This window comes from Burkholderia sp. Ac-20365 (assembly GCF_017104715.1).
Lineage (GTDB): Bacteria > Pseudomonadota > Gammaproteobacteria > Burkholderiales > Burkholderiaceae > Paraburkholderia.
In genome coordinates this window covers 31,780-45,523 of sequence record NZ_JAAGPI010000054.1, presented here as the reverse complement: position 1 = coordinate 45,523, position 13,744 = coordinate 31,780, and the positions used below count along the sequence as shown (strand labels likewise).

Sequence of the window (13,744 nt, the reverse complement as noted above, 5' to 3'; positions counted from 1 at the left end):
CCGCCGGCGCCCGCCGCGCGTGCCGGAGAGCGGGAGCGCCAGCCAGGCGGACAAGCGTTAGCGCGCGGCCGCCGACTGCCGCTTGAGCGCTTCCGCCGTCACCAGCACGACGCCGCTGTCGGTCCGGTAGAAGCGTTCGCCGTCGCGCACCGGGTCTTCGCCGATCACGGTGCCGTCGGGAATCTGGCAACCGCGGTCGATCACGACCTTGCGCAGCCGGCAACTCGCGCCGATCGACACCTGCGGCAACAAGACTGCCTCAGCGATGTTACAGAACGAATTCACCACCACATTCGACGACAAAACCGAGCGCGAAATCTGCGAACCGGAGATCACGCAGCCGCCACACACGATCAGGTTCGTCCCTGATCCTTGCAGCCCGTTCAGGTCGCGCACGAACTTGGCGGGCGGAAGCTGTTCCTGATGCGTCCAGATCGGCCAGTTGCGGTCGTAGAGATCGAGCGCGGGTATCGTCGACGCGAGATCGAGATTGGCGGCCCAGTACGCGTCGATCGTGCCGACATCGCGCCAGTACGGCTCGACACTCGGATCCGACGACACGCACGACATGCTGAACGGATGTGCGATCGCCATGCCCGACGTGACGACGCGCGGAATGATGTCCTTGCCGAAGTCGTGATCCGTCGCGACGCTGCTGATGTTTTCCTCCAGCATCGAGTACAGGTAGTCGGCGTTGAACACGTAGATGCCCATGCTGGCGAGCGCGATATCGGGGCGGCCGGGCATCGCGGGCGGATCGGCGGGCTTTTCGACGAAGCCCGTCACGCGGCGCTGCTCGTCGACGTGCATCACACCGAATGCCGTTGCGTCCATGCGCGGCACCTCGATGCAGCCGACCGTGCAGTCTGCCTTCGATTCCACATGGTCCATCACCATGCGCGTGTAATCCATCTTGTAGATGTGATCGCCCGCCAGCACGACGACGTATTTCGGGCGGATCGAACGGATGATGTCGAGGTTCTGGAACACCGCGTCGGCCGTGCCGCGATACCAGTGCGCGCCTTCCACGCGCTGCTGCGCCGGCCACAGGTCGATGAACTCGTTGAACTCGCCGCGCAGGAAGCCCCAGCCGCGCTGCACGTGCCGCAGCAGCGAGTGCGCCTTGTACTGCGTGACGACGGCGATGCGACGGATGCCCGAATTCAGGCAGTTCGACAGCGCGAAATCGATGATCCGGTATTTGCCGCCGAAGTGCACGGCGGGCTTCACGCGCTTGTTCGTCAGCGGCCCGAGCCGCGTGCCGCGTCCGCCCGCGAGGACGATGGCGAGTGTCGTGTGTTGCAGATCGTTGAGGCTTGCCGGCGTATCCATGTGCGTCTCCATTTTTAGGTGAGCCCTGGTGGAAGCTTTTCTTTGCCCCGGCGATGCTGTTTTTTTATCTGACGCTATGCGCTTTTGTTGTGGTTTTGTTTTTGTTGTTCGACAGTTCCGGGTTTCGCCTGCGCGCTGGCACCCGCGATGCACGTCCCGCCAGCCAGCGATTAGTCTGGACCATGCGCATGCTGCGCGCAACCTGCCGCGTTCGCCATGCCACACATGGCTTGCCGCCCGCCCGCGGGCCTGATGCTCGACAGGTAGAAACGGCGCGCTTGCGCTGCGCGTGCGGCCGCGGGGCGGGCAATTTATGCCGCCCGGGGCAGGGCGTCGGATTGAAACGGCCGTTTGTTGCCGAGTGCCGCCGTTTGCCGATGTTTGCCGATGTTTGCCGTCGTGGCCTGCTTTGCACGCGGCGCTGCAGAGTGGGCGCGACGCGGGCATCATGACGGGCCTGTGCTTCCTTGCCAGCCAAACAAACAATGAAAATCCGTTCCGCTCTCGCTGCCGTTTCCCTGTCCGCATGCCTGGCCTTGCCGGGCCAGCAGACTTACGCCGCCGATCCCGTCAACGCCCCCACGCCGTCGAGCGCGCCCGCCGCCGATGACGGCCCGGCATACGGTCCGGAACTGCAAGGCTTCGACTATCCCGCGCCCGTGCACCAGTTCGCGTTCACGTCGCAAGGCGAGGCGCTGCACATGGCTTACATGGACGTTGCACCCGATCATCCGAATGGGCGCACGGTGGTATTGCTGCACGGCAAGAATTTTTGCGCTGCGACATGGGAAGGCACGATTGCGCGGCTGTCGGCGGCGGGTTACCGGGTGATCGCGCCCGACCAGATCGGCTTTTGCAAGTCGAGCAAGCCGCAGCACTACCAGTTCAGCTTCCAGCAGCTCGCGCGCAATACGCATGCGCTGCTCGAATCGATCGGGGTGAAGGACGCGACCATCGTCGGACATTCGACGGGCGGGATGCTCGCCGTCCGCTATGCGCTGATGTATCCGGCGCAGACGCAGCAACTGGTACTCGTCAACCCGATCGGGCTGGAGGACTGGAAGGCGAAGGGCGTGCCGTCGCTATCCGTCGACCAGTGGTACGAGCGCGAGTTGAAGACGACGGCCGACGGTATCCGCCGCTACGAGCAGGCGACCTATTACTCGGGCCAGTGGCGCAGCGATTTCGAACCGTGGGTGCAGATGCTGGCGGGCATGTACCGCGGGCCCGGCAAGAAGGAAGTGGCGTGGGACTCGGCGCTGCTGTATGACATGATCTATACGCAACCCGTCGTCTATGAGCTTGGTCTGCTGAAGATGCCGACGTTGCTGTTGATCGGGCAGAAGGACACCACCGCGATTGGCAAGGATGCCGCGCCGCCAGATGTGCGTGCGAAGATTGGCCATTATCCTGAACTCGGCAAGGCTGCCGCAAAGGCTATTCCGCATGCGACGCTGGTTGAGTTTGGTGAGCTTGGGCATGCGCCGCAGATGCAGGATCCAGGTGCTTTTCATAACGCGCTGCTGGGTGGGTTGGCGGCTGTGACTGTGAATCGTTGATGTGTTTTGTCTTGCGACGCTTTTGGGGTTTGCTTGTGTTGTCGCTGGCATCCGCGGTTTGTTTTGCCTGCTTCAGGCGTTGCCCCTGTGCGGGGCGGCACTTACTTTCTTTGCCGCCGCAAAGAAAGTAAGCAAAGAAAGCGGGCTAACACCGCCCGCTCTTGACCACCGCCTGAGGGCCCCCAACAGTTCCTCCACTTCAAACGGCGTTCTGCCATTCGATGCCCGTTGCCCGCGCTTCGAACCGGCGCCTCACCCATCCCAATCACCCGTAGCACAGCCAGCGACAGCGAATGGCTAATGCCGCCCAGGTGGCAAACTGTGTGTCGATCGTAGTGCTTCACACCCTGGCGCTCCTACGACACCGATCGTGTTTTTCAGTCCGGAGTGAAAGGCATAAGCCGCGAAAACCTACACACAGTTTGCCGCTATGGAACGTGGGAGATGCGATCGCGCCAGTGGCAACGCGAGAGTGTGAAGCGGGTGATGAGCCAATTCGAAGCATTGGCAACGGGCATCGAGAACAGCGATGCCGCGAACAGGACGGGGCCGCTGGGGGCCCGTGGGCAACAACAAAGAACTGGCGGTGTTCAGCGGCTTTCTTTTGCCTACTTTTCTTTGCCGCGGCAAAGAAAAGTAGGTGCCGCCCCGCACAGGGGCGACGCTTGAAGCAGGCAAGACAAAACGCGGATGCCATCGCAAAGCCAGGCAAACCAAACCAAACCAAACCAAACCAAACCAAACCAAACCAAACCAAACCAAACCAAACCAAACCAAACCAAACCAAACCAAACCAGATCCCTCAGCCACCACCAACCTCATCCCTCACCTGCGCCCCAATCTCAAACGACCGCAACCGCGCCGCGTGATCATAAATCTGCGCCGTCAGCATCACCTCATCAGCACCCGTCTGCTGAATAATCGCGCGCAAACCGTCGCGCACCATACCGCGATCGCCGATAACAGAACACGCAAGCGAGTGCTGCACGCTACTCAACTCCATATCGGACGCAGGCAGATGATCGACCGGCGGTTGCAACTGCCCCGGCGTGCCGCGCCGCAAATTGATGAACTGCTGCTGCAGCGACGTAAAGAGGCGGCGCGCTTCATCGGTGGTATCGGCGGCGAACAGGTTCACGCCGACCATCGCATAAGGCTTGTCGAGCGTTTCCGAAGGACGGAACTGCGCGCGATACACATGCAGCGCCTGCATCATGTAATCAGGCGCGAAGTGCGACGCGAACGCGAACGGCAACCCGAGCGCCGCCGCCAGCTGCGCGCTGAACAGGCTCGAGCCGAGCAGCCACAGCGGCACATGCAGCCCCGCGCCCGGCACGGCGCGCACGCGCTGCCCCGGCACGGGATCGGCGAAATAGCGCTGCAGTTCGACGACATCGTCAGGGAACGAATCGGCACTGCCATGCAGATCGCGGCGCAGCGCGCGCGCCGTCGTCTGGTCGGTGCCGGGCGCGCGGCCCAGGCCCAGATCGATACGCCCCGGATATAGCGACGCCAGCGTGCCGAACTGCTCCGCGATCACGAGCGGCGCGTGATTGGGTAGCATCACGCCGCCCGAGCCGACGCGGATCGTCTTCGTGCCGCCCGCCACGTGCGCGATCACAACGGATGTCGCCGCGCTCGCGATGCCCGTCATGTTGTGATGCTCGGCGAGCCAGAAGCGCTTGTAACCCCATTGCTCGGCGTGCTGCGCGAGATCCAGCGAGTTGCGGAACGCGTCTGACGCGCTCGCGCCGGCCGTGATGGGAGAAAGATCGAGGACGGAAAAAGGAATCATGGCAATCGATGTGCGGCCAACCATCGTCATGTGCAAGAACCTCGTGCAAGGACGACGCTGGTCCGTCTGGCGTGCGGAAAACGGGATTGTGCCAAAGGGCTCCCGTTCCTGCTGGCGGGCTGATCATGCCCCTGACGTCAGCAGGGTCGGGATTTGTGCAGACGGAAGGCCGTGCGGACGACAACGCGAAAAACCCCTGAAAACAGGGCGCGAAATGCGTTGGCCACCTGCACAAGCGTGTTGAGTTCGTGTGCCGTCGCACGGAATCTCTCGCGCGCGGGCGCTAATGTGCAAGTGTCGCCGCCAACGACGCAAGCCTGCGCGATGCGCACTCGCGTGACGAGGCGGCGGCCTCCACGGACCTCGACGCCGGTCGGTCCGTCACGTCACGCGTAGGTCGGCTACGCAGTGCACACCCGGGCGAACCGGGCCGACCGGGTCAGCCGGGTGCATGATGCAGCCGGCGGACGCGCACGCGTTTGTGCCAATTTGTCAGCCAATTCGGTGTAAACGCGCTCTCGCACATTTTCGATGCTGACGCTAGATTGTCAGCACTTGCAGGATAGTCGAGGGGCCAGCGGCAGCCTTCACGGCAGCCGTCCATAGCGGTGAAAATTGCGTCACGGCCAGAAGCAGAAGTTGCTTCTGGCCGAAACGCTATCCACGAGAACCGCATGCGTCGCCACGTCATCGTTCACGCCTTCCTTTAGCTTTCATCCGCCACCGCGCGTCTCACGCGAGAAATCTCGCGTAGCAATTCTTTAACTTTCCATACATATCTGCGCGGTCTTCGTTCGCGATCCGGCCGTGCACCGGGTTATGCTCTGTGTCGTTCATACGTTTGTATCCCGCATGTCATCGAAGATGATCAATCGCACCTCGTTGCGCAACATGATGCTTTCCGTGGCCATGGCTGGCGCGCTGTCCGCACTCGCCGGCTGCGACGACCAGCAGAGCGAGCAAGCCGTGCAAAAGCTCAAGGAATTTTTTAACGCCGTCAAACCGGATGCGCTTCTGCTGAAAGGACTCACGCCCGGCGTGACGACGGAAGCGCAGATCCGCGACCAGATGGGCAAGCCCGAAACCGAGCGCCAGTTCACCGACGGCTCGAAGCGGCTCGAATATCCGCGCGGCCCGCAAGGCCTCAACACGTACATGGTCGACATCGGCCCGGACGGCGTGCTGCAGGCGATCACGCAAGTGCTGACGGCGGCCAATTTCGCGAAGATCCGGTCCGGCATGACGGAAGACGAAGTGCGCCGCCTGCTCGGCAAGCCCGGTGAAGTTGCCGTCTATCCGCTCAAACCCGAGACGGTGTGGAGCTGGAAGTGGCGCGAGGGCGGCGTGACGCAGGAAGGCTTTTTCAACGTGCATTTCGACGTCAATCACGTCGTCTACACGACCTCGCGCTCGGACGTGATGCGCGGGCATTGACGGCAGGCTGCGGACCCTGACGCGGACACTGAAAACAAAAGGCGGCCGCGCTGGTCCAATCAGAAAACGCCTGCAAACAAGGGAGAAAACAACAATGGCCATTCGTCGACGCTACAAGCGCATTGGCCTCGTGCTCGGCGGCGGCGCCGCGCGCGGCTGGGCACACATCGGCGCGATCCGCGCGCTGCACGACGCGGGCATCAAGCCGGATCTCGTCGCGGGCACATCGATCGGCGCGCTGGTCGGCGCCGTCTACGCAAACGGCGACCTCGACTGGCTGGAAGAGTGGGTCACGGGGCTCACGTGGCAGTCGGTCGTGCGGTTGCTCGATCTGCGGTTTTCGGGCGGGCTGCTGGGCGGCAAGAAAGTCATCCAGGTGTTCGCGAACCGCTTCAACGGGCGCGAGATCAGCCAGTTGCACATGCCGTTCGCCGCGGTCGCGACGGAACTCGATACCGGCCGCGAGACCTGGCTTCAGGAAGGCGGCGTGGTCGACGCCGTGCGTGCGTCGATTGCGATTCCGGGCATTTTCACGCCTGTGCTGCACGAGGGCGTGTGGCTCGTCGACGGCGGTTTGTCGAACCCGGTGCCTGTGTCGGCGGCGCGCGGCATGCGGGCCGACTGTGTGATCGCCGTCGATCTTAACAACGACATTCTCAACGGCCGCGACTTCGGCGGCGCGGTAGTCGATCTGCCGCCGATGCCCGTCGAGGAAACCATCGCGGCGAGCATCGAGGAACCCGGTCTGCTCGCGCTCGATCCCGATGCGCCGCCGCCCGAAATCGCCACGCCTGCGCCGCCCGCGCTACTGCGGCGCAACGGCAAGCCGTTTCCGGCATGGCTGCAGCCTTCGCCGGAACAGTATTCGCGCGACGTGCGCGTACCGCCCGCGCCCAGCGCGCGCGTGCCGTCGATGCTCAGTTCGATCGCGCAAAGCATCGACATCATGCAGGTGCGAATCACGCGCAGCCGCCTCGCGGGCGAGCCCGCCGATATCCTGATCCAGCCGCGCCTCGCCGGCATGGGCATCTTCGATTTTCATCGGGCGGGGCCGGCGATCGCGGAAGGGCGCGCGGCTGTCGAGGCGAATCTGCCTGCAATCCGCGCATGCCTCGGTATCGATTGAGATGGGGCGAAGCGCTCAGGCTTCCGAGCGCTTCGCCGCGATGATGCGGCAAACGCGCTTGCCGGAACTGGCGCTCGTCGTATCGTCGGCGAACAGGATGACGCAACTGGACAGCGCGTCCGTGACGAGCGCAGGCTCGAACGCCGAGTAGAGCCGTCCGTCGGGGTGACGCGCGTCCGCGCCTTCCGTCACACGCCATGACAGATACAGCATGCCGCTCGGACGCAGGATGCGCAGGAGGTTGTCGATCGCATCCGTAATCGCGTCGACGGGCAGATGCATCAGCACCGTTTCGCACACCACGTTGTCGAACTGCTCATCGATTTCAGCCAGCGACGGCAGCGTTGCGCTGCGAAACGTAATCTGCGGATACAGCCGCCGCGCTTCATCGAGCAAGCCTTCCGACGCATCGAAACCCGTCACGCGATACCCGTGGTCCGCGAGCCATCCGGCGTCGCGGCCATTGCCGCAGCCGATGTCGGCCGTCTTGCCCGTGGGCAGCAAATGCGCTTCCCACAGCGCGTACATGTCGTCGGGCGGCGGCTGGTCGAGCCAGTCGCGCGAGTAGCGGGCGGCATCGCGTGCATAGGCGGCGAGTGTCGTGGCGTCGGGGCTCAGTGTCATGCTTCGATCCTGTTGGCGAACAGCATCACGCAGCGAAAGGGAAGAGCAAGTCTAACGCGTGCGCTCGCGCACGGCGTTCGACGGCAAGCGCCTGACAGCATCGCGCGCGCCTGTCTTTCAGGGAAAGCCCCAATCGGCGCGGGTTTGCGGGCGTGCAGAGGGCCGCGCGCGTCTATCGAAAAAGCGACCCGAAACTTGCGAATTCGCGGCACGTGCCGCACGCGCGCTGTCCGCTTACAAATGGATAGCGCTCGCTACAGCGGGCGTTAAACGCCCGTCACGCCGCGCCTTCAAGAATGTTGCGACGCACAAAAGCCACGCGTCCCCGTTTGAGCAAATTATTTTTGCTTGCGAGTATCCGCGCCATGCCGCAGCGCTTGCGGCTGTCCGGATAACTCACAGGAGACACGCGTGTTCCTCTATGGCTTTGGCCCGGTGCTCCTCGACGGCACGATCAAGACGATCGAGCTGTCGGTTCTTTCCCTCGCAACGGCGGTCGTGCTCGGCCTGATCGGCGCGGCGGCGAAGTTGTCGCTGAACCGGCCGATGCGCGCGATCGCGACGGGCTACACCACGCTGATCCGCTCGGTGCCCGACCTCGTGCTGATGCTGCTGCTGTTCTACAGCATCCAGATCGCCGTCAACAATCTGACCGACGCGCTGAACCTGCCGCAGTTCGATATCGACCCGTTCATCGCGGGCGTGCTGACACTGGGCTTCATTTACGGCGCGTACTTCACCGAAACGTTTCGCGGCGCGTTTCTCGCCGTGCCGCGCGGCCAGCTCGAAGCGGGCGCGGCGTACGGCATGAGCGGGGCGCGCGTGTTCGCCCGCATCCTGTTTCCGCAGATGATGCGCTTCGCGCTGCCGGGCATCGGCAACAACTGGCAGGTGCTGGTGAAGGCGACGGCGCTGGTGTCGATCATCGGTCTCGCCGATGTCGTCAAGGCCGCGCAGGACGCGGGCAAGAGCACCTTCAACATGTTCTTCTTCATCCTCGTTGCCGCGCTGATCTATCTGGCGATCACGACCGTATCGAATCTCGTGCTGATCTGGCTGGAGAAGCGCTATTCGACGGGCGTGCGGCACGCCGAACTGTAAAACGCGCTACGCACACGAGACAGGAGACGACCATGATCGACATTCTCAACCAGTTCTGGCGCGCGTTCCTTTACTGGGACGGGCAGCGCCTCTCGGGACTTGCCGTCACGCTGTGGCTGCTGGTCGCATCGATCGGCATTGGCTTTGTGACGTCGATTCCGCTTGCGGTGGCGCGCGTATCGAAGAAGCGCTGGCTCTCGACGCCTGTGCGCCTCTATACCTACGTGTTTCGCGGCACGCCGCTCTACGTGCAATTGCTGCTGATCTACACGGGCATGTACAGCCTCGAATTCGTGCGCTCGCATGCGTTGCTCGATTCGTTTTTCCGCAGCGGGTTTCACTGCGCGATTCTCGCGTTCGCATTGAACACCTGTGCGTACACGACCGAGATCTTCGCGGGCGCGATTCGCGCGACGCCGCATGGCGAAGTCGAAGCCGCGCGTGCCTATGGCATGAGCTGGTTCACGATGTACCGGCGGATTGTGATACCGTCCGCGCTGCGCCGTGCGCTGCCGTTGTACAGTAATGAAGTGATCCTGATGCTGCACGCGACTACCGTCGCCTTCACGGCCACCGTGCCCGACGTGCTGAAGGTTGCCCGCGATGCGAACTCCGCAACGTATCGTTCGTTCGAGGCATTCGGGCTCGCGGCGCTGATCTATCTTGCTGTATCGTTCGCGCTGGTTGCGTTGTTCCGGCGCGCCGAACGCCACTGGCTCGCGTATCTGGCCGTGCGGCGCTGATCGCCGCGTTGACTGCCTGTTGCATCCGTTTCACCGTCTTCACTCTGGGAGAGCATCTTGCTCCACACGACACAAACGGAAGCCTGCAAGCTCGCCGTGCAGGACATCCACAAGCGCTATGGCGATAACGAAGTGCTCAAGGGCGTCTCGCTGAATGCCAACAAGGGCGACGTGATCAGCATCATCGGTGCGAGCGGGTCGGGCAAGAGCACGTTCCTGCGCTGCATCAATTTTCTGGAACGGCCGAACGCCGGACAGATCGTCGTCGATGGCGAAGCGGTGCGCACCAAGGTCGACCGGCACGGCAACTTCGAGGTCGCCGATCACAAGCAGTTGCAGCGCATCCGCACGAAGCTCGCGATGGTGTTCCAGCACTTCAACCTGTGGGCACACATGAACGTGCTGGAGAACGTGGTCGAAGCGCCGATTCACGTGCTCGGCGTGTCGCGCAAGGAAGCCGAAGACCGCGCGCGTGAGTATCTGGAGAAAGTGGGCCTCGCGCCGCGTCTGGAGAAGCAGTATCCGTCGCATCTGTCGGGCGGGCAGCAGCAGCGTGTGGCGATTGCGCGCGCGCTGGCGATGAACCCGGACGTGATGCTGTTCGACGAGCCGACTTCCGCGCTCGATCCCGAACTCGTCGGCGAAGTGTTGAAGGTGATGCAGAAGCTCGCCGAAGAGGGCCGCACGATGATCGTTGTGACGCACGAAATGGGTTTTGCGCGCAACGTGTCGAACCATGTGATGTTCCTGCATCAGGGGCGCACGGAAGAAGAGGGCGTGCCGTCGGAAGTGCTGGTCACGCCGAAGAGCGAGCGCCTCAAGCAGTTCCTGTCGGGTAGCCTCAAGTAATCGCGCGGTCCGCAACATCGTAATGCCACGCCCGTCGTCCGGTCCGACGCGTACCACTCAGGTCGCGATCGTCGCGTTGCCACCCGTTTCGATGTCGGGTGTGGGGCCTATCGTCGATGCGCTGAATCTCGCGAATGAAATCGATGGGCGCGCGCTGTATCGCTGGCAGGTGTGTTCGTGGGATGGCCGCCCTGTGCCGCTTGCGGGCGGCGCGCAATGGCCCGCCGATGCCGCCTTCGGCGATGCGATCTCGTGTGACTGGCTGATTGTCGTCACGGAGCGCTTTCAGCAGTTTGCGGATTACCGTTTGTTCCTGGCGAGCCTTTCGCGTGTGGGACAACGGACGCCTTTGGTGACGGGCATTCATCACGGCGTGTGGTGGCTGGCGATGGCGGGGCAGTTGTCGGGCTATCGCGTGAGTGTGAACTGGGAGACGTACCAGCAGTTCACCGAGCAGTTCGAGCGCTCTATCGTTACGCAGCAGATCTTCGAGATCGACCGGGATCGCGCGACTTGTGCTGGTGGTCAGGCGACCGTCGATTTCATGCTGGCGATGATTGGGCGTGAGCATGGGCCGGAGCTGGCCGAGCGTATCGCCGATACGTTGGGTGTTGGCACACTGCGGGCTGGAGAGGAACGTCAGCGAATTCCGTTTGTGACTGCGCCGGGCGAGCGGCATCCTCGTTTGAACGATGCGTTGCTGCTGATGGAAGCGAATATCGAGGATCCGCTGACGTCGGATGAAATAGCCGGGCTGGTTGGCGTTTCACGCCGGCAGCTGGAGCGGCTGTTCCGGCAGTATCTTGGCTCGATGCCTTCGAAGTATTACCTCGGGTTGCGGCTTTCGAAAGCGCGCACGCAGTTGCAGCGGACCAGCAAGTCGGTTGTGCAGATCAGTCTCGCATGTGGGTTTTCTTCTGCTGCGCATTTTTCTAATGCTTATCGCGAGAAGTTTGGCGTGACGCCGAGGGAAGAGCGCAGGAACTGGATCGAGAAGCAGCATGGCAGCGGTGTTGATGAGCCTCGGGCTGCGGCTATGATCGAGAGGCCAGAAGGTTAGGGTTTTTTTGTCTTGCGACGCTTTTGGGGTTTGCTTTTGTTGTCGCTGGCGTCCGCGTTTTGTTACTGGTGCTTCAAGCGTTGCCCCTGTGCGGGGCGGCACTTACTTTCTTTGCCGCCGCAAAGAAAGTAAGCAAAGAAAGCGGGCTAACACCGCTAATTCTTGACCACCGCCTGAGGGCCCCCAACAGTTCCTCCACTTCACACGGCAACTTCTCAGTCCCGGTCCGTTGCCAGCGTCCCGAACCGACGCCTCACCCGCTTCAATCACCCGTAACGCAGCCAGCGGCAGCGAATAGCCACTGCCGCCCAGGTGGCAAACTGTGTGTAGGTCGTAGTGCTCCAAACCTCAGCGCTCTTACGACACCGATCTTGCTTTCGAGCCGCGACCCTGGTTTTCAGTCTGGAGTGATGCGTGTACGCCGCGAAAGCCTACACACAGTTTGCCGCTATAGAACGTGGGCGATTTGATCGCGCATGTGGCGACGCGGGAGTGTGAAGCGGGTGAGGCGCCGTTTCGAGGTGCTGGCAACGGGCAGTGAAAGGCAGGTTGCCGTTTGAAGCGGAAGACCGGTTGGGGGCCCTCAGGCGGTGGTCAAGAATTAGCGGTGTTAGCCCGCTTTCTTTGCTTACTTTCTTTGCGGCGGCAAAGAAAGTAAGTGCCGCCCCGCACAGGGGCAACGCCTGAAGCACCAGTAACAAAACGCGGATGCCAGCGCAAAACCCAGGCAAACCAAAGCGTCGCAGACAACCACCCCCCAGCATCGCAGACAAAAAAACCAGTCGCTTCCACGCAAGACACACCCCCAGGTGTCACCTAAACTAGAACCGTTAAAGTGAACCAAACCCCGAGGCCCAGCATGAGCGAACAAACCGTGAGCGAACAAAACGTCAACCGCCAGACCTTCGACGAAGTCATGGTCCCCGTCTTCGCGCCCGCATCCTTCGTGCCGGATCGCGGCGTCGGTTCCCGCGTATGGGACACCCAAGGCAAGGACTACATCGACTTCGCGGGCGGTATCGCCGTCACGGCACTGGGCCACGCACACCCCGAACTGCTGCAGGTGCTGCACGATCAAGGTGCAAAGCTCTGGCACATCGGTAACGGTTACACCAACGAACCCGTTCTGCGCCTCGCCAAACGCCTCGAAGAACTGACCTTCGCCGACCGCGCATTCTTTGCGAACTCCGGCGCGGAAGCCAACGAAGCCGCACTGAAACTCGCACGCCGCGTCGCTTTCGACCGCCACGGCGCGCAGAAAGACGAAATCATCTCGTTCACGCAATCGTTCCACGGCCGCACGTTCTTCACCGTCAGCGTCGGCGGCCAGCCGAAGTACTCGGAAGGCTTCGGCCCCGTGCCCGGCGGCATCAAGCACCTGCCGTACAACGATATCGAAGCGGCCCGCGCCGCAATCGGCCCGAACACCTGCGCGGTGATCGTCGAGCCGGTGCAGGGCGAAGGCGGCGTGATTCCCGCCGATCCCGCGTTCCTGAAAGCGCTGCGCGAAGCCTGTGACAAGCACGGCGCGCTGCTGATTTTCGACGAAGTGCAAACGGGCGTCGGCCGCACGGGCTTCTTTTATGCGTATCAGGATACGGGCGTGACGCCGGATATCCTGACCACCGCGAAGGCGCTCGGCAACGGCTTCCCGATCGGCGCCATGCTGACTACCAACGAACTCGCCGCGCATTTCAAGGTCGGCGTGCACGGCACCACGTACGGCGGCAACCCGCTCGCGACGGCGATCGCGCTGAAGGTGGTCGACCTCGTCAGCGACCCGAAACTGCTGGAAGGCGTGCGTGCGCGCAGTGAGCAGTTCAAGGCGTCGCTCGCGAAGATCAACGAACGCTTCGGCATCTTCAAGGACGTGCGCGGTAAGGGTCTGCTGATCGGCATGGAACTCACGGAAGCGTACAAGGGCCGCGCGAAAGATTTCGTCACGGCTGCAGGCAAGCACGGCGTCATCATGCTGATGGCAGGCCCGGACGTGCTGCGCTTCGCACCGTCGCTGATCATCCCGGTCGACGACATGAACGAAGGCCTCGCGCGCTTCGAAAAGGCGATCGAGGAAGTTGTCGGCGCCACGGCGCTGGCCAAGTAAATCGCAAGCCACCTACA

11 protein-coding genes are annotated in these 13,744 nt (G+C 62.6%); 8 read left to right on the top strand and 3 right to left on the bottom strand.

The window, feature by feature from the left end; translation table 11 throughout:
- Positions 1 to 57: 57 nt before the first annotated feature.
- Entirely contained in the window at positions 58 to 1,332 is a 1,275-nt protein-coding gene (gene glgC, locus G3O01_RS41595) for a glucose-1-phosphate adenylyltransferase (protein ID WP_205813300.1), read from the bottom strand.
- Positions 1,333 to 1,817: 485 nt separating this feature from the next.
- Between glgC and G3O01_RS41590 the strand changes: the two genes are divergently transcribed.
- On the top strand, positions 1,818 to 2,891 hold the full coding sequence (locus G3O01_RS41590) for an alpha/beta hydrolase (protein WP_241024703.1): 1,074 nt from the start codon (positions 1,818 to 1,820) through the stop codon (positions 2,889 to 2,891).
- A gap of 802 nt (positions 2,892 to 3,693) precedes the next feature.
- On the opposite strand, the gene G3O01_RS41585 is transcribed toward G3O01_RS41590, so the two are convergent.
- A complete protein-coding gene (locus tag G3O01_RS41585; protein WP_205813303.1) occupies positions 3,694 to 4,686 on the bottom strand; it encodes an LLM class flavin-dependent oxidoreductase in 993 nt (330 codons plus the stop codon).
- An 891-nt stretch (positions 4,687 to 5,577) separates the two neighbouring features.
- Between G3O01_RS41585 and G3O01_RS41580 the strand changes: the two genes are divergently transcribed.
- Positions 5,578 to 6,120, top strand: coding sequence for a hypothetical protein (locus G3O01_RS41580; RefSeq protein WP_205813302.1), 543 nt, complete (start codon positions 5,578 to 5,580; stop codon positions 6,118 to 6,120).
- Between the two features lie 94 nt (positions 6,121 to 6,214).
- Complete coding sequence (locus G3O01_RS41575; protein WP_205813299.1) at positions 6,215 to 7,246, top strand: patatin-like phospholipase family protein; 1,032 nt, start codon at positions 6,215 to 6,217, stop codon at positions 7,244 to 7,246.
- Positions 7,247 to 7,261: 15 nt separating this feature from the next.
- Here the strand turns inward: G3O01_RS41575 and G3O01_RS41570 are convergent, their stop codons facing one another.
- Positions 7,262 to 7,870: a class I SAM-dependent methyltransferase gene (locus tag G3O01_RS41570; protein ID WP_205813298.1), complete on the bottom strand. Its 609-nt coding sequence runs from the start codon at positions 7,868 to 7,870 to the stop codon at positions 7,262 to 7,264.
- A gap of 411 nt (positions 7,871 to 8,281) precedes the next feature.
- Between G3O01_RS41570 and hisQ the strand changes: the two genes are divergently transcribed.
- The 5 genes from hisQ (at position 8,282) to G3O01_RS41545 (ending at position 13,727) form a co-directional block, all read left to right on the top strand.
- On the top strand, positions 8,282 to 8,971 hold the full coding sequence (gene hisQ, locus G3O01_RS41565; protein ID WP_205813297.1) for a histidine ABC transporter permease HisQ: 690 nt from the start codon (positions 8,282 to 8,284) through the stop codon (positions 8,969 to 8,971).
- Positions 8,972 to 9,003: 32 nt separating this feature from the next.
- Positions 9,004 to 9,714 carry an ABC transporter permease gene (locus G3O01_RS41560; protein ID WP_205813296.1) on the top strand — a complete coding sequence of 237 codons (711 nt, stop codon included), beginning with the start codon at positions 9,004 to 9,006 and terminating at the stop codon, positions 9,712 to 9,714.
- Between the two features lie 57 nt (positions 9,715 to 9,771).
- Positions 9,772 to 10,563, top strand: coding sequence for an ABC transporter ATP-binding protein (locus G3O01_RS41555; RefSeq protein WP_109483893.1), 792 nt, complete (start codon positions 9,772 to 9,774; stop codon positions 10,561 to 10,563).
- A gap of 22 nt (positions 10,564 to 10,585) precedes the next feature.
- On the top strand, positions 10,586 to 11,623 hold the full coding sequence (locus G3O01_RS41550) for a GlxA family transcriptional regulator (RefSeq protein ID WP_205813295.1): 1,038 nt from the start codon (positions 10,586 to 10,588) through the stop codon (positions 11,621 to 11,623).
- A gap of 874 nt (positions 11,624 to 12,497) precedes the next feature.
- Positions 12,498 to 13,727 (top strand): aspartate aminotransferase family protein, encoded by a 1,230-nt coding sequence (locus tag G3O01_RS41545; protein ID WP_346779265.1) that lies wholly within the window; start codon positions 12,498 to 12,500, stop codon positions 13,725 to 13,727.
- Positions 13,728 to 13,744 lie beyond the last annotated feature (17 nt).